This is a genomic window from Kitasatospora paranensis, assembly GCF_039544005.1.
In the GTDB taxonomy this organism is placed as follows: Bacteria; Actinomycetota; Actinomycetes; order Streptomycetales; family Streptomycetaceae; genus Kitasatospora; species Kitasatospora paranensis.
The window spans coordinates 3,437,440-3,457,685 of sequence record NZ_BAABKV010000001.1 but is presented as its reverse complement, the minus strand read 5'-3'; the positions used below and the strand labels follow the sequence as shown (position 1 = coordinate 3,457,685).

Genomic DNA, 20,246 nt, shown 5'->3' with positions numbered 1-20,246 from the left:
CCCACGGAGGCGTCGTCAGTCCTCGTCGTAGCGGGGGTCGACGGCGTCGGGCGACAGCCCGAGCAGTTCGGCGACCTGTTCGATCAGGATCTCGTGGACGAGGGCGGCGCGGTCCTCGCGCGACTTCGCGCGGATCTCGACCGGCCGCCGGTACACCACGATCCGGCTCTTGCGGCCCTGCGCGGCGGTGATCACCCGGCCGAGCGGCACCCCGTCCGGTGCCGGCTCGCCCTTGGCGGGCAGCGGCACCTCCTGGACGGCGAACTCGACGTCCACCAGCTGCGGCAGGCGGCGTTCCAGCCGTTCCACCGACTCGCGCACGTAGTCGTCGAACAACTCGGAACGGGTAAGCGAGATCGGCACCTGAGGCGGTGCCAGCGGTCCGCGCATACCGCGGCCGTGTCGGTCGCGGTGGCGCGGTCGCCGCTGCCCGCCGGCCGGTGACGGAGATGTGGGGCTGTCCATATCAGTGTCGAGAGTAGTCCCTGACCGCGCCCGTGCGGGCCACCTCGCCGTCCACCCGCGGGCGACACGGCGAGCTCGCCGGGGGTGGGTCGTCGCGGCCCGCTCGGGAGTGCGGTACCGTCCACCCTCGTGAGCTCTGTACGTCGTTGTTCGCGGACCGCGTGCGGCCGGCCGGCCGTCGCAACGCTGACGTACGTCTACGCGGACTCCACCGCCGTCCTGGGCCCGCTCGCGACCTACGCGGAGCCGCACTGCTACGACCTGTGCGCGGAACACGCCGAGCGCCTCACCGCCCCGCGCGGCTGGGAGGTCGTCCGCCTCGCCGCCGACACCGGGCCCGTGCGCCGCACCAGTGACGACCTGGAGGCGCTGGCCAACGCCGTCCGCGAGGCCGCTCGCCCGCAGGAGCGCAGCCCGCGCCAGTCCGGTGACGGCGACCCCGGCGGCCTGCGCCGCGGCCACCTCCGCGTGCTGCGCTCGCCCGACAGCTGAACTCCCGGGCACGCCCGGCCGGGCGCCCGACGCCGCGCGCACATCCGCCGCGAACCGCCGGGCGGGCCCCGAGCCCCGTCCTCGCCGCCGACCGCACCCGACGGCCACGGCTCCGGCACACGGATGATCTGACGACGGCCGTGCCCCGGCCGGTAGTGTTGCTACCGGCCGGGGCACGGCCGTACCGCCACGCAACGAACCTGGAGCCCGACGTCCATGAGCCTGCCGTCCTTCCTGCTGGAGATCCTGGTCTGCCCGCAGTGCCACGCGCCGCTGATGGAGAGCTCCGAGCAGGGCGAGAGCGAGCTGCGCTGCACCGGTGACGGCTGCGGCCTGATCTACCCCGTCCGCGACGAGATCCCCGTCCTGCTGGTCGACGAGGCCCGCCGCCCCTCCTGAACCCCGCCCGGTGAGCCCGCTGGAGGCCGGCCGCATGCTCGACGACATCCTGCTCGACGATCCGGCCGCGCTGCAGCGGGCCGACCGGCATCACGCCCTGCTCGCCCTCGCCGGGGCCGGGGCACGGGTCCGCACCGCGGCCCGGCTCGCCGACGAAGCCGGACTCGGCGACCTCCGCCCGGAGGGCCGTCCCCGCACGGTGCTCGTGGCGGGCCACGGCAGCGCCCTGACCGCGGCCGCCGCCCTGGACGCGCTCGCCGTGACCGGCTGCCAGGTCGTGCCGCTGCCGCCGTCCGAGGTCGGCCGGGCCGACCGGGGGGCGTTCGCCTCCGGATTCGGCTGGCAGTTGCCGGGCTGGCTCGGCCCGCTGGACCTGCTGGTGATCAGCAGTGCCACCGGTGGCGAGCGCGGCCTCGTCCAGCTCGCCCAGCAGGCCTACACCCGGGGCTGCGCGATCGTCGTCACCGCGCCGCGTGAGAGCCCGCTCGCCCAGGCCGCCCTGCAGGTCAGGGCCCTGTCCCTGCCGTACGCGCCGAGCCCCGTGGAGCCCGGCGAGGGCCCCGACGACGAGCCCGACCTGCCGGCGGAGGACCCGGGGGCGCTCTGGGCGCACCTGGCGCCGCTGGCCGCGCTGGCCGACCGGATCGGCGTCGTCCAGCTGCCCCAGGGCGCCCTGGCCGCCGTTGCCGACCGGCTGGACGAGGTGGCCGTCCGCTGCCGTCCGGACGCCGCTGCCTACCTGAACCCCGCCAAGGGCCTGGCCGCCCAGCTGTCCGGCACCGTCCCGCTGATCTGGGCCGACGGAGAGGTCCCGGGCGCGGTGGCCGAGCGCTTCGCCGCGATGCTGGCGGACCGGGCCGGGCTGCCGGCCCTGCCGGGCCGACTGCCGCAGGCGCTCACCGCGCACCGCGGCATGTTCGTCGGGCACCTCGGCGGCGGCGGGGATCCGGACGACTTCTTCCGCGACCGAGTGGACGAGCCCGAGCAGCTCCAGCTCCAGGTGGTGCTGCTGCGGCACGCCCCGGGCCGTCCCGAGGACAGCGACCCGGGCCGTGCCGTCGGCCGGGCCCGCCGTCTCGCGGCCGGGCACGAAGTCCGGCTGACGGAGTTCTCCAGCACGCTGGAGGATCCGCTCCAGGCCTTCGCCGAGCTGGCCGGGCCGGCCGACTTCGCCGCGGTCTACCTCGGTCTGGCCCGCTGACCGCCGGTCCGGGTGTCCGTCCTGCGGCCGGCCGCGGGTGCCGGCCGGCCGTCAAGATACTGTGTCCGGTCGGAAGCTGAGCCACGGCCGCCCGCAGCGGCCCGTCCGGAGGGACCGATCCACAGCATGAGCACCGAAGGCGGCACCAAGGCACTGGTCGCGGCACTGTCCGCGAACCTGGCGATCGCGGTCGGCAAGTTCACCGCCTTCGCCTTCACGGCCTCCTCCTCGATGCTGGCCGAGGGCGTCCACTCGATCGCGGACTCCGGCAACCAGGTGCTGCTGCTGATCGGCGGCAAGCGCTCCACCCGGGCGGCCGACGAGCAGCACCCGTTCGGCTACGGCCGCGAGCGCTACGTGTACGGCTTCCTGGTCTCCATCGTGCTGTTCACCGTCGGTGGTCTCTTCGCCTGCTTCGAGGGCTACGAGAAGATCCACGACCCGCACGAGCTGAAGTCGTGGGGCTGGGCGGTCGGCGTCCTGCTGTTCGCGATCGTGATGGAGGGCTGGTCCTTCCTCACGGCGTACCGCGAGGCCGCCAAGGACAAGTCCGGCCGGAGCTGGACGGAGTACATCCGCCGGGCCAAGGCCCCGGAGCTGCCGGTCGTCCTGCTGGAGGACACCGGCGCGCTGATCGGCCTGGTGCTGGCGCTGCTCGGCGTCTCCCTCACGGTGATCACCGACAACGGCGTCTGGGACGGCATCGGGACGCTCGCGATCGGCATCCTGCTGGTCGTCATCGCGGTCGTGCTCGCCCTGGAGACTAAGTCGCTGCTGATCGGCGAGTCCGCGGACAAGGAGGTCGTCGCCGAGATCCGCGACGCCCTGGTCGACCACGACTCGGTGACCGACGTGATCCACATGCGCACGCTGCACCTCGGTCCGGAGGAACTGCTGGTCGGCGCGAAGATCGCGGTCAACGCGCAGGACAGCGCCGTGCAGGTCGCGGAGGCCATCGACCTGGCCGAGGCCCGGGTCCGCCGCGCGGTGCCCATTGCCCGGGTCATCTACCTGGAGCCCGACATCTACAGCGCCGAGAAGGCCGCCGCCGGCCCCGACCCGGAGGCCACCCCGGGCGGTCCGGTCCCCGCCGCGCACTGACCCCCGGCCGTCCCGGCCACCGGAGGTCCGCCCCGTCCGGCGCGGACCGCCGACGGCCCGGGGCGGCCGAAACCGTGCACCCGAACACCGCGCCCCGCCGGTTTCCCGCCGCCTCGCGGTGTAGATTCGTGGGCAGAGCCAAACGTCGCTGCTGATGGCGGTCGATCGGAGCCCGGTGCCCGGTCGAGGGAGAGAGGTCCTCCGACGGATTGTGCCGCGCAGCAGAGTGCCGACCACCGGCCGCTCTGCGGCCAAGCACACCCGTTCACAGGCCCCACGCAGCGAGGAGTACCCCGCATGTCGTCCAACCTCAACGGTGACTTCAAGGTCGCCGACCTCTCCCTGGCCTCGTTCGGCCGCAAGGAGATCCAGCTGGCCGAGCACGAGATGCCCGGTCTGATGTCCATCCGCAAGGAGTACGCGGCGTCGCAGCCGCTGGCCGGTGCGCGGATCACGGGTTCGCTGCACATGACGGTGCAGACGGCCGTGCTGATCGAGACGCTGACCGCGCTCGGTGCCGAGGTCCGCTGGTGCTCCTGCAACATCTTCTCCACCCAGGACCACGCGGCCGCGGCGATCGCGGTCGGCCCCGAGGGCACCGTGGAGAACCCCTCGGGCGTTCCGGTGTTCGCCTGGAAGGGCGAGACGCTGGAGGAGTACTGGTGGTGCACCGAGCAGGCGCTGACCTGGCCGGACGGCCAGACCCCGAACATGATCCTGGACGACGGCGGTGACGCCACCCTCCTGATCCACAAGGGCGTCGAGTTCGAGAAGGCCGGCGAGGCGCCGGACCCGTCCACCGCGGACAACGACGAGTTCCGGATCATCCTCGAGGTGCTGAACCGCACCCTGACGGAGTCGCCGAGCAAGTGGACCGAGATGGCGGCCACGATCAAGGGCGTCACCGAGGAGACCACGACCGGTGTCCACCGGCTGTACGAGATGCACCGGGACGGCAAGCTGCTGTTCCCGGCGATCAACGTCAACGACGCCGTCACGAAGTCGAAGTTCGACAACAAGTACGGCTGCCGCCACTCGCTGATCGACGGCATCAACCGGGCCACCGACGTGCTGATCGGCGGCAAGGTCGCGGTCGTCTGCGGCTACGGCGACGTGGGCAAGGGCTGCGCGGAGTCGCTGCGCGGCCAGGGCGCGCGCGTGATCGTCACCGAGATCGACCCGATCTGCGCGCTGCAGGCGGCGATGGACGGCTACCAGGTGACCACCCTGGACGAGGTCGTCTCCATCGCGGACATCTTCATCACCACGACGGGCAACAAGGACATCATCCTCGCCTCGCACATGGAGCGGATGAAGCACCAGGCGATCGTCGGCAACATCGGCCACTTCGACAACGAGATCGACATCGCGGGTCTGGCGAAGCTGCCGGGCATCGTGAAGACCGAGGTGAAGCCGCAGGTCCACGAGTGGCGCTTCGCCGACGGCCACACGATCATCATGCTGTCCGAGGGCCGCCTGCTGAACCTGGGCAACGCCACCGGTCACCCGTCGTTCGTCATGTCGAACTCGTTCGCGAACCAGACGATCGCGCAGATCGAGCTGTTCACGAAGACCTCGCAGTACCCGGTCGGCGTGTACGTGCTGCCGAAGCACCTGGACGAGAAGGTCGCGCGACTGCACCTGGACGCGCTGGGCGTGAAGCTCACCGTGCTGTCGCAGGAGCAGGCCGACTACATCGGCGTCCCGGTCGAGGGCCCGTACAAGCCGGAGCAGTACCGCTACTGACCCGGTCGTAGCGCGCCGACGTGCGCCCGGTGCCCTCGCGGCACCGGGCGCACGCCCGTTCCCGGGCCCCGGCCACCGCAGGCCGTACCCCGCCCCACCGGGGCGTACGCATAGGCTTCGGCCCATGCCCAACGGCCGCTACTCCTCCACACCGACACCGGCCCCGCCGGCCACGGTCCCGTGCTGCTCGGCGAGGAGCGCTTCAGCTGTGCCCCGGGCCCGGTCGGCTGGCGGTACGTCTCCAAGACGTACGCCCCCGACGGCACGGTGCTCGCCACCACCGACCTGACCCTCGACTCGCGCAGTCGGCCGCTGCGGATGGAAGTGCGCTCCGGCGACTGGCAGGTGCGCGGCGGCGCGGTGGACGGGGTCGCCTGGGTCCGGTCCGCCGCCGACGATCCGGCCGGCGAGCAGGCCGTCGAGGGCCACGACCGGGCGCACGGGTTCACCGGGACGTCCCCGGCCTTCCTCGTCGCCACCGCCCGCATGCTGGGGCTCGCCGTCGGCGCGAGCAGCCGGGTCCGCCTCGTCGAGCTCACCGAGCCGGTGCTCGCGCCCCGCACGGTCGACCAGGGCTGGCAGCTCGCGGGGGTGGACGTGCACGACACCGACACCGGCCCGCTGGCGGTCGAGCGCTACCTCGTCGCGGACCTCGCGACCGGTGAGCAGCGCACCGTCCACCTCGCGGGCGACGTCGTCGTCGCCGCGCCCGGCATCGAGCTGGAGGAGCTGGCGTCGCCGCCCAACGCCTGGCCCGCACGCCCGGCGGACTGACCGCCGGACCCCGGCCGAGGTGCGGGACGCGGCGCGGGCCTCGGGTCAGGCCGGGGGAGCGAACCCGGTCGACGGCCGGTCGGACGGCGCCGGTGCCGGAACCGGAGGCGGAGGCGGAGCCGTCGGGAGCGCGGGTGGCGGGGCGTGGGCCGGCAGGACGGGAACGGACGGCAGCTCGTACTGCTGCTGCTGCTGAGGCGCGGAGTGGTGTTGCGCGTACTGCTGCTGAAGGGCCGCGGCGCCGGAGGCCTTCTCCCACTCGCGCCGCTGCCGCTCGGTCAGCACCGCCCCCAGATAGCCGGCCGGGTGGACGCCGTACGGGACCGGCCGGCCGGTGAGACCCGCGAAGTCCGCGGCCAGCCGCCCCGCCATCGCCTCCGCGACGCCCGGGTCGAGCTGGGCCTGCCGGCCGAGGAACTGCCGGATCGCCAGCCACAGTCCGTCCGGCACCGCCGAGAGGTCCAGGGCCACCAGCTGCTCGCCGATCGCGTGCAGCAGGGCGGGCGCGACAGGAGGAAGCTCGGAGTGCCGACGCGCGGCCTCCGGGACCCGCTCCCGGACCACCAGGGTGCCCGCGAAGAGGTCGCCCAGCCGACGGCCCTGGGGAGAGACCAGCGAACTGATCACCGCACCGGTGCCGGCCAGCATCTGGATCTCCAGCACCGCGACCAGGCCCCGGACCATCGCGTGCCGGAAGCGCACCGGGCCGCCGTCGGTGCGGACCACCCGGAGCCCCAGCGCCAGCTTGCCCAGCGACCGGCCGCGCGAGAGGGTCTCGACCGCCACCGGCACACCGAGCAGGAAGAACACACTGATGCCGAGGATCAGGGCCGCGCCGGCCGCCTCGTCCAGGTCCGGCACGGCGGACACGACGATCGCGGTCGTCACCGCCAGGCCGACGAACTCCACCGCCAGGTCCAGGGCGATGGCCAGTGCCCGGCTCGGGACCTTCGCCGTCTGCAGCCCCAGGACGACGGCCTCGCCCGTCACCAGGTCGCTCACCGCACCCACCCCACCCGTTTCCGTCGTGATCTCAGGCGGCCAAACATACGGCTGCGCGCCTCTGGCAAGCTAGGCCCGCCCCCGCCCGTCGCGCACCCGTGGAGTGAGCAGCATGGACCTGGACGTCTTCGTCGCCACCCACCAGCAGGAGTGGGGCCGGCTGGAGGCGTTGAGCCGCAGGCGCCGGCTCGACGGCGCGGAGGCCGACGAGCTCATCACCCTCTACCAGCGCGCCACCGGCCACCTCGCGCAGGTGCAGTCCGCGGCCCCCGACCCCTCCCTGGAGGGCCGGCTCACCACGCTGGTGGCCCGCGGACGCAGTGCGGTGACCGGCGCCCGCACCTCGTCCTGGCGGGACGTCGGCCGGTACTTCACCGTCAGCTTCCCGGCGGCCCTCTACCGGGCCCGCCGCTGGTGGGTGCCGATCGCGGTGGTCTCGCTGCTGGCCAGTGCCCTGGTCGCGTGGTGGGTCTCCACCCATCCCGAGGTCCGCGACGCGCTGGCGACCCCTGCGGAACTCGGCGACATGACCCGGCCCGGCGGTGCGTACGAGGCCTACTACTCGGCGCACCCGGCGACCGCCTTCGGGTTCCAGGTCTGGACGAACAACGCCTGGGTGGCCGCCCAGTGCCTGGTCTTCGGTGTCTTCCTCGGCATCCCGGTCCTCGGCGTGCTCTTCGAGAACGTGATGAACCTCGGCATCGGCCTGGGGCTGATGTCCTCCGCCGGACGCCTCGACCTCTTCCTGGGGCTGCTGCTGCCGCACGGGCTGCTCGAACTGACCGCCGTGTTCGTGGCCGCCGGCATCGGTCTGCGCCTCGGTTGGACGGTTGTCGACCCCGGCCCGCGCACGCGCGGCGCCGCCCTCGCGGAGGAGGGCCGCGCCGCCATCGGCATGGCGATCGGACTGGCCGCCGTCCTCCTCGTCACCGGGATCATCGAGGCCTTCGTGACCCCGTCCGGGCTGCCGACCTGGATCAGGGTCGGCATCGGCGTCGTGGTCGAGGTGCTGTTCCTCCTCTACGCGCTGGTCCACGGCCGCCGCGTGGTGGCCGCCGGCGAGATCGGCGACGTCGAGCGGGCCGACCGCACCGACATCCAGCCCGTGGCCGCCTGAGCGTGGTGTGCAGGAACCGGCCCGCCGGCCTGGTAGGCTCGTGATCATCCCGCCAGGACCATTGACGTGGAAGTAACGGGCTAGTAGGTTTGAACGGTTGCGTACAGCTGGACAACAGCGGGACGCAGGCGTAGTGTCTACGACACCGTCGAGCCGAGGCAGAGCGTCCGCAAGGATCGCCACCCGGCGAAGACAAATCCCGGAACTGAGCACTCCAAAGCCTTTGATAGGCTTTGCTGCGAAGTGAAGGAAATCCCCCTCAGCGGGAATTCCGAGAAACGGAAGCCGGTAAAACGGCCGCCGCGGATCTGATAAGCTGGGAACACGAAAGAGCGAAACGCCCGGAGGGTCCGCTGGAAGGCGGTCCGAAGGAAGTGTCCGTTCCTTGAGAACTCAACAGCGTGCCAAAAGTCAACGCCAGATATGTTGACATCCCCGGCCCCGGATTTTCTGGGGTTGGAGATTCCTTTTGAAGTAACAAACACAGCGAGGACGCAGTGCGCGGGGTTCACCTCATTCCGGTGACCGCCGTGCCGCTCAACGCGGGTGTGAACCCGATTACGGGTAATCATTCACGGAGAGTTTGATCCTGGCTCAGGACGAACGCTGGCGGCGTGCTTAACACATGCAAGTCGAACGGTGAAGCCCTTCGGGGTGGATCAGTGGCGAACGGGTGAGTAACACGTGGGAAATCTGCCCTGCACTCTGGGACAAGCCTTGGAAACGAGGTCTAATACCGGATATGACCTGCTCCTGCATGGGGGTGGGTGGAAAGCTCCGGCGGTGCAGGATGATCCCGCGGCCTATCAGCTTGTTGGTGGGGTAATGGCCTACCAAGGCGACGACGGGTAGCCGGCCTGAGAGGGCGACCGGCCACACTGGGACTGAGACACGGCCCAGACTCCTACGGGAGGCAGCAGTGGGGAATATTGCACAATGGGCGAAAGCCTGATGCAGCGACGCCGCGTGAGGGATGACGGCCTTCGGGTTGTAAACCTCTTTCAGCAGGGAAGAAGCGCAAGTGACGGTACCTGCAGAAGAAGCACCGGCTAACTACGTGCCAGCAGCCGCGGTAATACGTAGGGTGCGAGCGTTGTCCGGAATTATTGGGCGTAAAGAGCTCGTAGGCGGCCTGTCGCGTCGGATGTGAAAGCCCGGGGCTTAACCCCGGGTCTGCATTCGATACGGGCAGGCTAGAGTGTGGTAGGGGAGATCGGAATTCCTGGTGTAGCGGTGAAATGCGCAGATATCAGGAGGAACACCGGTGGCGAAGGCGGATCTCTGGGCCATTACTGACGCTGAGGAGCGAAAGCGTGGGGAGCGAACAGGATTAGATACCCTGGTAGTCCACGCCGTAAACGTTGGGAACTAGGTGTTGGCGACATTCCACGTCGTCGGTGCCGCAGCTAACGCATTAAGTTCCCCGCCTGGGGAGTACGGCCGCAAGGCTAAAACTCAAAGGAATTGACGGGGGCCCGCACAAGCAGCGGAGCATGTGGCTTAATTCGACGCAACGCGAAGAACCTTACCAAGGCTTGACATACACCGGAAACGGCCAGAGATGGTCGCCCCCTTGTGGTCGGTGTACAGGTGGTGCATGGTTGTCGTCAGCTCGTGTCGTGAGATGTTGGGTTAAGTCCCGCAACGAGCGCAACCCTTGTTCTGTGTTGCCAGCATGCCTTTCGGGGTGATGGGGACTCACAGGAGACTGCCGGGGTCAACTCGGAGGAAGGTGGGGACGACGTCAAATCATCATGCCCCTTATGTCTTGGGCTGCACACGTGCTACAATGGCCGGTACAAAGGGCTGCGATGCCGCGAGGCGGAGCGAATCCCAAAAAGCCGGTCTCAGTTCGGATTGGGGTCTGCAACTCGACCCCATGAAGTTGGAGTTGCTAGTAATCGCAGATCAGCATGCTGCGGTGAATACGTTCCCGGGCCTTGTACACACCGCCCGTCACGTCACGAAAGTCGGTAACACCCGAAGCCGGTGGCCTAACCCTTGGGAGGGAGCCGTCGAAGGTGGGACCAGCGATTGGGACGAAGTCGTAACAAGGTAGCCGTACCGGAAGGTGCGGCTGGATCACCTCCTTTCTAAGGAGCACATGGCCGGTTGCGAGCGAATGTCTCGCACGGTTGCTCATGGGTGGAACGTTGACTATTCGGCACATCGAGTATGGGTCTGTCAGTACTGCTCCTTCGGGGGCGTGGAACGCGGGGACCGCTTGGTGGGTCGGGCACGCTGTTGGGTCCTGAGGGAACGATTTTTTCGTTCGCCTCTGGGATGCCGGCCTCACTTGACGCACTGTTTCGGTGTGGAGGGTGGGTGTCTGGTCGTTGTTTGAGAACTGCACAGTGGACGCGAGCATCTGTGGCCAAGTTTTTAAGGGCGCACGGTGGATGCCTTGGCACCAGGAACCGATGAAGGACGTGGGAGGCCGCGATAGGCCCCGGGGAGCTGTCAACCGAGCTTTGATCCGGGGGTGTCCGAATGGGGAAACCCGGCAGTCGTCATGGGCTGTCACCCATACCTGAACACATAGGGTATGTGGAGGGAACGCGGGGAAGTGAAACATCTCAGTACCCGCAGGAAGAGAAAACAACCGTGATTCCGGGAGTAGTGGCGAGCGAAACCGGATGAGGCTAAACCTGATACGTGTGAGACCCGGCAGGGGTTGCGTATGAGGGGTCGTGGGAAAGTTCTTCAGTCGTCTGCCGGCGGCTGGGTGAGTCAGAAACCGTTGGTGTAGTCGAAGGACATGCGAAAGGTCCGGCGTAGAGGGTAAGACCCCCGTAGACGAAACATCAGCGGCTCACTTGAGCTTCTCCCAAGTAGCACGGAGCCCGAGAAATTCCGTGTGAATCTGGCGGGACCACCCGCTAAGCCTAAATATTCCCTGGTGACCGATAGCGGATAGTACCGTGAGGGAATGGTGAAAAGTACCGCGGGAGCGGAGTGAAATAGTACCTGAAACCGTGTGCCTACAAGCCGTGGGGGCAGTCTTCGGACTGTGACTGCGTGCCTTTTGAAGAATGAGCCTGCGAGTTTGCGGTGTGTAGCGAGGTTAACCCGTGTGGGGTAGCCGTAGCGAAAGCGAGTCCGAATAGGGCGGTACAGTTGCATGCCCAAGACCCGAAGCGGAGTGATCTAGCCATGGGCAGGTTGAAGCGCGGGTAAGACCGTGTGGAGGACCGAACCCACCAGGGTTGAAAACCTGGGGGATGACCTGTGGTTAGGGGTGAAAGGCCAATCAAACTCCGTGATAGCTGGTTCTCCCCGAAATGCATTTAGGTGCAGCGTCGTGTGTTTCTTGCCGGAGGTAGAGCACTGGATAGGCGATGGGCCTCACCGGGTTACTGACCTTAGCCAAACTCCGAATGCCGGTAAGTGAGAGCACGGCAGTGAGACTGTGGGGGATAAGCTCCATGGTCGAGAGGGAAACAGCCCAGAACACCGACTAAGGTCCCTAAGCGTGTGCTAAGTGGAAAAGGATGTGGAGTCGCAGAGACAACCAGGAGGTTGGCTTAGAAGCAGCCACCCTTGAAAGAGTGCGTAATAGCTCACTGGTCAAGTGATTCCGCGCCGACAATGTAGCGGGGCTCAAGTACACCACCGAAGTCGTGTCATTCACAGAATACGCCCAACGGCGCTGTGGATGGGTAGGGGAGCGTCGTGTGCCGGGTGAAGCAGCGGAGGAATCCAGTTGTGGACGGTTCACGAGTGAGAATGCAGGCATGAGTAGCGATACAAGAGTGGGAAACTCTTGCGCCGATTGACCAAGGGTTCCTGGGTCAAGCTGATCTGCCCAGGGTAAGTCGGGACCTAAGGCGAGGCCGACAGGCGTAGTCGATGGACAACGGGTTGATATTCCCGTACCCGCTTTGAAGCGCCAACGTCGAACCTCTTGATGCTAAGCCCGTGAAGCCGGCCTGGAGTCTTCGGACGAAGGGACGTGGTGGAGCCGGTGACCCAACAGGGTAGTAGGTGAGCGATGGGGTGACGCAGGAAGGTAGTCCAGCCCGGGCGGTGGTAGTCCCGGGGTAAGGGTGTAGGACGAACGGTAGGCAAATCCGCCGTTCACATAGTCTGAGACCTGATGCCGAGCCGATTGTGGTGAAGTGGATGATCCTATGCTGTCGAGAAAAGCCTCTAGCGAGTTTCATGGCGGCCCGTACCCCAAACCGACTCAGGTGGTCAGGTAGAGAATACCGAGGCGTTCGGGTGAACTGTGGTTAAGGAACTCGGCAAAATGCCCCCGTAACTTCGGGAGAAGGGGGCCAGTCCTGGTGATGACATTTACTGTCTGAGCTGGGGTTGGCCGCAGAGACCAGCGAGAAGCGACTGTTTACTAAAAACACAGGTCCGTGCGAAGCCGTAAGGCGATGTATACGGACTGACGCCTGCCCGGTGCTGGAACGTTAAGGGGACCGGTTAGTCTAGTTTCGACTAGGCGAAGCTGAGAACTTAAGCGCCAGTAAACGGCGGTGGTAACTATAACCATCCTAAGGTAGCGAAATTCCTTGTCGGGTAAGTTCCGACCTGCACGAATGGCGTAACGACTTCTCGACTGTCTCAACCACAGGCCCGGTGAAATTGCATTACGAGTAAAGATGCTCGTTTCGCGCAGCAGGACGGAAAGACCCCGGGACCTTTACTATAGCTTGATATTGGTGTTCGGTTCGGCTTGTGTAGGATAGGTGGGAGGCTTTGAAGCCGTGACGCCAGTCATGGTGGAGCCATCGTTGAAATACCACTCTGGTCGTGCTGGATGTCTAACCTGGGTCCGTGATCCGGATCAGGGACAGTGTCTGGTGGGTAGTTTAACTGGGGCGGTTGCCTCCTAAAGAGTAACGGAGGCGCCCAAAGGTTCCCTCAGCCTGGTTGGCAATCAGGTGTTGAGTGTAAGTGCACAAGGGAGCTTGACTGTGAGACTGACGGGTCGAGCAGGTACGAAAGTAGGGACTAGTGATCCGGCGGTGGCTTGTGGAAGCGCCGTCGCTCAACGGATAAAAGGTACCCCGGGGATAACAGGCTGATCTTCCCCAAGAGTCCATATCGACGGGATGGTTTGGCACCTCGATGTCGGCTCGTCGCATCCTGGGGCTGGAGTAGGTCCCAAGGGTTGGGCTGTTCGCCCATTAAAGCGGTACGCGAGCTGGGTTTAGAACGTCGTGAGACAGTTCGGTCCCTATCCGCTGTGCGCGTAGGAGTGTTGAGAAGGGCTGTCCCTAGTACGAGAGGACCGGGACGGACGAACCTCTGGTGTGCCAGTTGTCCTGCCAAGGGCATGGCTGGTTGGCTACGTTCGGGAGGGATAACCGCTGAAAGCATCTAAGCGGGAAGCCTGCTTCGAGATGAGCACTCCCACCTCCTTGAGAGGGTAAGGCTCCCAGTAGACGACTGGGTTGATAGGCCGGATATGGAAGCCCAGTAATGGGTGGAGTTGACCGGTACTAATAGGCCGAGGGCTTGTCCTCAGTTGCTCGCGTCCACTGTGTTGTTCTGAAACAACGACCCCGACCCCGATCTTTTTCGGGTGTGTCGGCGGCGACAGTTTCATAGTGTTTCGGTGGTCATAGCACGAGGGAAACGCCCGGTCACATTCCGAACCCGGAAGCTAAGCCTCGTAGCGCCGATGGTACTGCAGGGGGACCCTGTGGGAGAGTAGGACGCCGCCGAACAATCATTCTGAAAGCCCCTCCAGGCCACGCCTGGAGGGGCTTTCTGCATTCCCGGGCCCCATTTCCTTCCGGCTACTGACCGAGCCGCGGCAGGATGTCGGCGATCCGCTCCAGCTGGTCGTGCTGGTCCTTCAGCGTCAGTGCGCCGATGCGGAGGATCAGGTGGCGGGCACCGGCGTCGATGTAGCGGCCGAGGGTTGTGGCGACTTCATCGGCCGTGCCGGTGACCAGGGCCTGAATGGCCGTCACCTGTTCCAAGGACATGCCGTAGGTGCTGCGGGCGTAGGCATCGACGGTGCGCCGGCCGTCCTCCGGGTCGTCGGCGAGTCGCACCGTGACGAAGAGCGCGGGCGTGACGGCATCGGCTCGACGGTCGGCGGCGGTGGCGGCCAGCCGTACGGCGGCCAGGCCCGAACGGTAGTCGTCGGGGTCGGGCGGGTACGGCAGCCATCCGTCGTAGAGGCGGCCGGTGCGGGCGAGTGCGGCGGGGTGGCGCCGCCGAGCCAGATGGGGGGACCACCGGGTGCGAAGGGGCGGGTCGCCGGCGGTACCTCGTCGAACTGCAGCAGCTCGCCGTGGAACGAGGTCGGGCCGTCGGCCGTCCACAGCTGCCGCCAGAGCCGGACGGTCTCGTCCAGGCGCTTGAAGCGCCGCTCCCACGGGACTCCCGACAGGTCGTAGAGCGGTTTGCCGAAGCGTCCGGGGAAGCCGGCCCCCACGGCGACGGCGAGCCGGCCGCCGGAGAGCAGGTCGATCGAGGCCAGGCTCTGGGCGGCCTGGACGGGACGGCGGAGGAAGGGCAGCAGTGCGCCGGTGCCGAGCGTCGTACGGTGGGTCAGCGGGGCCAGTGCGGCGAGCATGGTGAGCGGCTCGATCCGCGGGGTGAGCAGCGAGTCGTTGACGAAGAGCGAGCCGAAGCCGAGCTCCTCGGCGCGCAGGGCGAACGGGACGAGGTCGCGGGGGTCGGTGCCCTCTCCCCACTGGGCCGAGCCCGTGGGCAGCAGGACTCCGACCCGGACGGGATCCGGGCGGCGGTCCTGCGGTGCGTCCGTCTGCGCGGTGGTCTCCTGCGGTGCGTTCACCTGCGGCGGCTGGTTCCGGGTGGTGTCGTTCGGCATGGCACCACCGTCCCCTGCCGTGGTCATCGGCTCAATTCCCCGGAGGGAATGGTGGATCGGCCGTGGACGGCGGAGACTCGGGGCATGGGGTTCGGGGAGTCACTGAAGGAGCGCAGGACGCAGCGGCGGATCAGCCAGCTCGAACTCGCGCACCGCGCGGGCACGTCGCAACGCCATGTCAGCTTCATGGAGAGCGGCCGGTCCGCGCCGGGGCGGGCGATGGTGCTGCGGCTCGCCGACTCGCTCGGGTTGTCCTTGCGGGAGAGCAACGAGTTCCTGCTGTCCGCCGGTTACGCCGCGGCCTTCCCGGAGAGCGGCGTGGACGGGGCGGCGCTGGCTCCGGTGCGGCGGGCGCTGGACCTGATCCTGGAGGGCCATCTGCCGTGGCCCGCGCTGGTGATCTCCGGGTCGGGTGAACTCGTGGCGTCGAACGCGGCGTTCGGGAGACTGGTCGCCGGGGTCGACCCGGAGCTGTGCGCGGTCGGGGCCAACGTGTACCGACTCGCCCTGCATCCGGACGGGTTGGCGCCACGGATCGTCAATCTGGCGGAGTGGTCGCGGCACATCCTGGCGCGGCTGCGGCAGGCGGGCGGCGCCGGGCCGGTCGGGCTGTACGCCGAACTTCGTTCCCTGGTGCCGGAGTCGGCGGACGGTGCCCAGTCGCTGGGCTTCGCCGTGCCGCTGGTCCTGCGGTCGCCGGGTGGCCTGCTGCGGCTGTTCACGACGGTGACGACGTTCGCGACCGCGACCGATGTGACCCTCGCCGAGCTGAAGCTGGAGGCCTTCCTGCCCGCGGACGACGCGACCGCCGACCTGCTGGCCGGGGACTGGCAACAGGTCAGGGTCAGAGCCGGCCGGCGGCCTTGAGGGCGAGGTAGGCGTCGGCGAGCGCCGGGGGCAGCGCGGCGGGCGGGGCGTCCAGGACGGTGGCGCCGAGCCGGGTCAGGCGCTCGGCGGTGCGGCGCCGGCCGGCACGGGTCCGCTCGGCGGCGGCGGCACCGTAGACGTCGTCCACCGTGCCCCGGGCGGTGGCGAGTTCGTCGAGACGGGGGTCGGCGACCGACGCCACGACGACCTCGTGGCGCTTGGCCAGCAGGGGATCCGGGCGAGCAGCCCGTCCTCGGCGGATCCGTTGTCCAGGCCGGTGAGCAGGACGATGAGAGAGCGGTGCGGAGCCATCCGCAGCGCGGCGGCGGCCAGGGCCCGGTGGTCGGTCTCGACCAGGGTGGGCTCCAGGGTGGCCATGGCGTCGGTGAAGGCGGGCAGGATGTCCGCGGGGGAGCGGCCGACCACGGCGGCGCGGCGGTGCCGGTCGTGGGCGAGCAGGTCCACCCGGTCGCCGGCCTTGGTGGCGAGTGCGGTGAGCAGCAGGGCGGCGTCCAGTGCGGCGTCCAGCCGGGGGCGTCACCGACCCGGCCGGCCGCGCCGCGGCCGGTGTCGAGCACGATCAGGATGTGCCGGTCGCGTTCGGGCCGCCAGGTGCGGACGGCAACCGTGTGGCGGCGGGCACTGGCCCGCCAGTCGATCGACCGGACGTCGTCGCCGGGCAGGTACTCCCGCAGCGAGTCGAATTCGGTGCCCTGTCCGCGGGTCAGCACCGAGGTGCGGCCGTCGAGTTCGCGCAGCCGGGCGAGCCGGGACGGCAGGTGCCGGCGGCTGGCGAACGGCGGCAGGGCGCGGACCGTCCACGGGACGCCGTGCGAGCCCTGACGGGCGGCCAGGCCGAGCGGGCCGTGCGAACGGATCGTCACCCGGGTGGCGTGGTGGTCGCCGCGCCGCGTCGGCCCGAGGACGGTGACCAGCCGTCGCCGCTCGCCGCCCGGGATGCCCACTCGGTGCCGGGAGGCGGCGTAGGAGCTGCCGGACTGCCAGGCAGACGGCGGCCAGGCGTCCCTGACGGCCGCTCGCAGCACCCGTCCCGACGGGTTGGTGACGGTCAGTTCGACCTGCGCCCGCTCGCCCGTCCGCACCCGGGTGTCGCCGGCGCGTTCCAGGCGGAGCGTGCGGACGGGCGCGGCGAGCACCAGATCGGCGATGACGCCGAGCAGGACGACGCCGGTCACCGCGGCGATGCCGGCCCAGGAGGGGGTGACCAGGCCGACGACGAGCGCGCCGAGCGCGGCGAGCAGGGCGGTGCGGCCGGTCAGGGCCATGGGTGGGGCTCCTCGGGGGTGGGGGTCAGCGCGGGGCGGGGGTCTGGGCGAGGACGGCCTGCACGACGGAGTCGGCGGTGACGCCCTCCATCTCGGCCTCGGCCCGGAGCTGGACACGGTGCCGCAGCGTGGGCAGTGCCAGGGCCTTGACGTCGTCGGGGGTGACGTAGTCGCGGCCGGCCAGCCAGGCCCAGGCCCGGGAGGTGTTGAGCAGGGCGGTCGCACCGCGGGGGAGACGCCGATCGACAGCGACGGCGACTGCCGGGTCGCCCGGCAGAGGTCGACGATGTAGGCGAGGACCTCGGGGGCGACCGTGACCGCGGCGATCTCCGCCCGGGCGGCGGCGATGTCGGCCGGGCCGGCCACCGGGCGGACGCCGGCGGCGGCGAGGTCGCGCGGGTCGAAGCCGGACGCGTGGCGGGCCAGCACCTGGTACTCCTGCTCGCGGGTCGGCAGCGGCAGGACGAGCTTCAGCAGGAAGCGGTCGAGCTGGGCCTCCGGCAGCGGGTAGGTGCCCTCGTACTCGACGGGGTTCTGGGTGGCGGCGACCAGGAACGGGACGGGCAGCGGCCGCGGCTCGCCGTCGACGGTGACCTGCCGCTCCTCCATGGCCTCCAGCAGCGAGGCCTGGGTCTTCGGAGGGGTGCGGTTGATCTCGTCGGCGAGCAGCAGGTTGGTGAAGACCGGGCCGGGCTGGAAGGAGAACTCGGCGGTGCGGGCGTCGTAGACGAGCGAGCCGGTGACGTCGCCGGGCATCAGGTCCGGGGTGAACTGGATGCGCTTGGTGCCGAGGCTGAGCGCCCGGGACAGGGTGCGGATCAGCAGGGTCTTGGCGACGCCGGGGACGCCTTCGAGCAGGACGTGGCCGCCGCAGAGCAGGGCGACCACCAGGCCGGTGACGGCGGCGTCCTGGCCGACCACGGCCTTGGCGATCTCGTCGCGCAGGGCGGTCAGCGCGGCGCGGGCGTCACCGGCGGCCGGGGCGGGGGCGGACCCGGCGAGTGGCTGCCGGCCGGCCGGTATCGCGGCCGGGGGCTCGTCGGTCTTGCTGAGGGACGTGAGGGCAGCGGGCTGCTCGGTCACGGCTGTCGTACCTGCCTTTCCAGGGCGTCGAGGTCGTCGGTGAGCCGCAGCAGCGCGGCGTCGTCGGAGGGCGGCCCGCCGTACAGCAGTGCGTGGACGTCGGCCGAGGTCCGGCCGATGCGCCCGGCGGCGGCCGCGCAGAGCGCCGCCGGGTCGGGTCCGCCGGCGGCGGGCGGGACGCCGAGCACGGGCGCGAGGCGGTGCCGGGCGGCCTCGCGGAGCGCGTCGGCGGCGTGGCCGCGGGCGTTGGCCCTGCGGTACAGCCGGGCGCGGCCCTCGGTGGTCTCGGCCGCGCGGACCACCACGGGCAGGTCCTCGCCGACCACGGGGCCGAGCCGGCGGGCCCGCCACAGGACGGCCAGCAACGCGGCGACGGTGAGCTGCAGGGCGGCCCAGGACCAGCCGGACGGGATGAGGTCGGTGAGGCTGCGCTGCCGGGTCTCCGCCGGCGGCGCCTGGCCCTGGGCGGGGTGGCCGGGCAGGTACCAGACGAGGTGCGGGTGGGCGCCGAGCAGGCCGAGGGCGAGCGCGGCGTTGCCGTCCGTCGTCAGCCGGGCGTTGGTGAGCGGCCGGGCGGTGCCGAGCACGGCGGTCTGCCGTCCGGTCGCGTCCCGGTGCAGCACCAGCGAGGGGTGGCCGTTGCGGGGGTAGCAGCCGGTGTCGTCCGGCTGCGGCAGGTAGAGCAGCCCGCCGAACTCCGCGCTGCCGGCCCGGGTGGCCTCCGGCAGGTCGCACCCGGGCGGGGTGCTCTCGTCGGTGACGTAGTCGGGCAGCCCGTCGGTGTCGGCGGCCAACCGCAGGCCGCCGGCGAACGCGTCGAGGACGCCGTTGTCCGGGGCGAGCAGCACCAGCCGGGTGGCACGGCCGCGCTCGGTGGCGGCGAGGCCGCCGAGGTCGGGGGTGTCGAGCAGGTACGGCTCCGGGAGCACGACGGTGGTGTCGTCCTCGCGCAGTGCGGCGGCGAGTTCGGCCTCGCCGGTGGCGGTGCGGACGGTGACGCCCTGCCGTTCCAGCAGGTGGACGAGGGCGCGGGTGCCCGAGGGGTCGGGGGAGCGCGGGTCCAGCGGCGCCCAGCTGCTGTTGCCGCCGAGGCCGGTGATGAGCAGCCCGGTGAGGAGGAGGACGGCGACCGTGGCGAGGGACCAGCGGGCCCGCCGCCAGCGCAGGCGGGCCGGGACGGCGAGGCTGGTGGCCCCGGCCGGGGCGCCGTCGCCGGGGCGGCCGTCGTGGTGGGGCGCGGTGTCCGCGGGGCCGAGCGGCGGTGCGGTGGTCATGCGGCGGCTCCGCCGGTCGGGGCCAGCACGGGGCGGGTGGCGGTCAGGGCCCGGTCGAGGGCGACCAGGCCGTCGTAGGCCGCGCGGTCGGCGGTGCGCTCGCCGTACGCGATGTCGTCGAAGGTGCGGGCGGCGGCGGCGAGCCGGTCGGCGTGCTCGGGGAGCACGCGGCCGGCTTCGGCGGCGGCCTCGTCGGCGGTGCGGCCGGGTCGGAGGTCGAGCAGGGCACGTTCCTCCAGGGCGCGGACGAGGGCGCGCATCTGCTCGCGGACGGCCTGCTGCCAGTCGCCCGCGGCCGCGTGCGCGGCGGCCCCGGCGCGGTGCTGGTCGGCGGTGCGCGGCCCGCGGGCCTCGAACAGGGCGGTGGCCCGCCCGGCCTCGCGGCGGGGGGCACCGAGGCGCCACCACAGGGCGGCCACGACCAGGACGGCGAGCAGGATCAGCAGCACGATGCCGGTGGCGTCGCCGGCCATGGCCTGGCCGACGTGCGAGAACAGCCGGGTGACCTGCTCGTCCAGCCAGTCGGTGACCCGCTGGGTGATGCTCGGGTCGTGCCGGTGGTAGGCCGGGTCGAGCAGTTCGAGCCGTGCCGAGTCCCGGGCCGGCCCGCGCGGCACGGTGACCGGTACGCCGTCGGCGA

General features: G+C 69.8%; 13 protein-coding genes, 3 rRNA genes and 3 pseudogenes. 11 read left to right on the top strand and 8 right to left on the bottom strand.

The window, feature by feature from the left end:
- Window positions 1-15 precede the first annotated feature (15 nt).
- Window positions 16-465 (bottom strand): metallopeptidase family protein, encoded by a 450-nt coding sequence (locus tag ABEB13_RS16680; RefSeq protein ID WP_100889937.1) that lies wholly within the window; start codon window positions 463-465, stop codon window positions 16-18.
- An 84-nt stretch (window positions 466-549) separates the two neighbouring features.
- On the opposite strand from ABEB13_RS16680, the gene ABEB13_RS16675 reads away from it, so the two are divergent.
- The 6 genes and pseudogenes from ABEB13_RS16675 (at window position 550) to ABEB13_RS16650 (ending at window position 6,178) form a co-directional block, all read left to right on the top strand.
- Window positions 550-957: a DUF3499 domain-containing protein gene (locus tag ABEB13_RS16675; RefSeq protein WP_345706143.1), complete on the top strand. Its 408-nt coding sequence runs from the start codon at window positions 550-552 to the stop codon at window positions 955-957.
- Window positions 958-1,173: 216 nt separating this feature from the next.
- The gene (locus ABEB13_RS16670; protein WP_345706142.1) at window positions 1,174-1,356 is read left to right on the top strand and encodes a Trm112 family protein; all 183 of its coding nucleotides are present in this window, start codon (window positions 1,174-1,176) and stop codon (window positions 1,354-1,356) included.
- A gap of 34 nt (window positions 1,357-1,390) precedes the next feature.
- Window positions 1,391-2,557, top strand: a complete 1,167-nt coding sequence (locus ABEB13_RS16665; protein WP_345706141.1) for an SIS domain-containing protein — start codon at window positions 1,391-1,393, stop codon at window positions 2,555-2,557.
- 126 nt (window positions 2,558-2,683) lie between these two features.
- Window positions 2,684-3,658, top strand: coding sequence for a cation diffusion facilitator family transporter (locus ABEB13_RS16660; RefSeq protein ID WP_345706140.1), 975 nt, complete (start codon window positions 2,684-2,686; stop codon window positions 3,656-3,658).
- A 297-nt stretch (window positions 3,659-3,955) separates the two neighbouring features.
- Window positions 3,956-5,404, top strand: coding sequence for an adenosylhomocysteinase (gene ahcY / locus ABEB13_RS16655; protein WP_100889941.1), 1,449 nt, complete (start codon window positions 3,956-3,958; stop codon window positions 5,402-5,404).
- A 124-nt stretch (window positions 5,405-5,528) separates the two neighbouring features.
- Window positions 5,529-6,178 (top strand): annotated as a pseudogene (locus ABEB13_RS16650) (hypothetical protein).
- A gap of 45 nt (window positions 6,179-6,223) precedes the next feature.
- On the opposite strand, the gene ABEB13_RS16645 reads toward ABEB13_RS16650, so the two are convergent.
- The gene (locus ABEB13_RS16645; protein WP_345706138.1) at window positions 6,224-7,180 is read right to left on the bottom strand and encodes an RDD family protein; all 957 of its coding nucleotides are present in this window, start codon (window positions 7,178-7,180) and stop codon (window positions 6,224-6,226) included.
- A gap of 112 nt (window positions 7,181-7,292) precedes the next feature.
- On the opposite strand from ABEB13_RS16645, the gene ABEB13_RS16640 reads away from it, so the two are divergent.
- The 4 genes from ABEB13_RS16640 to rrf all read left to right on the top strand — a co-directional run bounded on the left by ABEB13_RS16640 (window position 7,293) and on the right by rrf (window position 13,978).
- Window positions 7,293-8,297 (top strand): stage II sporulation protein M, encoded by a 1,005-nt coding sequence (locus ABEB13_RS16640; RefSeq protein WP_345706137.1) that lies wholly within the window; start codon window positions 7,293-7,295, stop codon window positions 8,295-8,297.
- A gap of 571 nt (window positions 8,298-8,868) precedes the next feature.
- A 16S ribosomal RNA gene (locus ABEB13_RS16635) occupies window positions 8,869-10,390 on the top strand.
- A gap of 279 nt (window positions 10,391-10,669) precedes the next feature.
- Window positions 10,670-13,774, top strand: a 23S ribosomal RNA gene (locus ABEB13_RS16630).
- Between the two features lie 88 nt (window positions 13,775-13,862).
- Window positions 13,863-13,978: ribosomal RNA gene (gene rrf, locus ABEB13_RS16625) — 5S ribosomal RNA — on the top strand.
- Together the 16S, 23S and 5S rRNA genes form the textbook arrangement of a ribosomal RNA operon.
- A 72-nt stretch (window positions 13,979-14,050) precedes the next feature.
- Here rrf and ABEB13_RS16620 read toward each other — a convergent pair.
- Window positions 14,051-14,227 carry a hypothetical protein gene (locus ABEB13_RS16620; protein WP_345706136.1) on the bottom strand — a complete coding sequence of 59 codons (177 nt, stop codon included), beginning with the start codon at window positions 14,225-14,227 and terminating at the stop codon, window positions 14,051-14,053.
- Window positions 14,224-15,096 carry an LLM class flavin-dependent oxidoreductase gene (locus ABEB13_RS16615; RefSeq protein WP_345706135.1) on the bottom strand — a complete coding sequence of 291 codons (873 nt, stop codon included), beginning with the start codon at window positions 15,094-15,096 and terminating at the stop codon, window positions 14,224-14,226. Before ABEB13_RS16615 ends, ABEB13_RS16620 begins: the two co-directional genes overlap by 4 nt.
- Window positions 15,097-15,144: 48 nt before the next feature.
- Here ABEB13_RS16615 and ABEB13_RS16610 point away from each other — a divergent pair, with 48 nt between their 5' ends.
- Window positions 15,145-15,963 (top strand): helix-turn-helix domain-containing protein, encoded by an 819-nt coding sequence (locus tag ABEB13_RS16610; RefSeq protein WP_345706134.1) that lies wholly within the window; start codon window positions 15,145-15,147, stop codon window positions 15,961-15,963.
- Here the strand turns inward: ABEB13_RS16610 and ABEB13_RS16605 are convergent.
- From ABEB13_RS16605 to ABEB13_RS16590, 4 genes and pseudogenes are all read right to left on the bottom strand, one after another.
- A pseudogene (locus tag ABEB13_RS16605) lies at window positions 15,941-17,249 on the bottom strand (DUF58 domain-containing protein). The gene ABEB13_RS16610 and the pseudogene ABEB13_RS16605 overlap by 23 nt on opposite strands.
- 25 nt (window positions 17,250-17,274) lie before the next feature.
- Window positions 17,275-18,272, bottom strand: a pseudogene (locus ABEB13_RS16600) (AAA family ATPase).
- Between the two features lie 56 nt (window positions 18,273-18,328).
- Complete coding sequence (locus ABEB13_RS16595) at window positions 18,329-19,606, bottom strand: DUF4350 domain-containing protein (protein ID WP_345706133.1); 1,278 nt, start codon at window positions 19,604-19,606, stop codon at window positions 18,329-18,331.
- Window positions 19,603-20,223, bottom strand: coding sequence for a DUF4129 domain-containing protein (locus ABEB13_RS16590; RefSeq protein WP_345706132.1), 621 nt, complete (start codon window positions 20,221-20,223; stop codon window positions 19,603-19,605). Before ABEB13_RS16590 ends, ABEB13_RS16595 begins: the two co-directional genes overlap by 4 nt.
- Window positions 20,224-20,246: the final 23 nt, after the last annotated feature.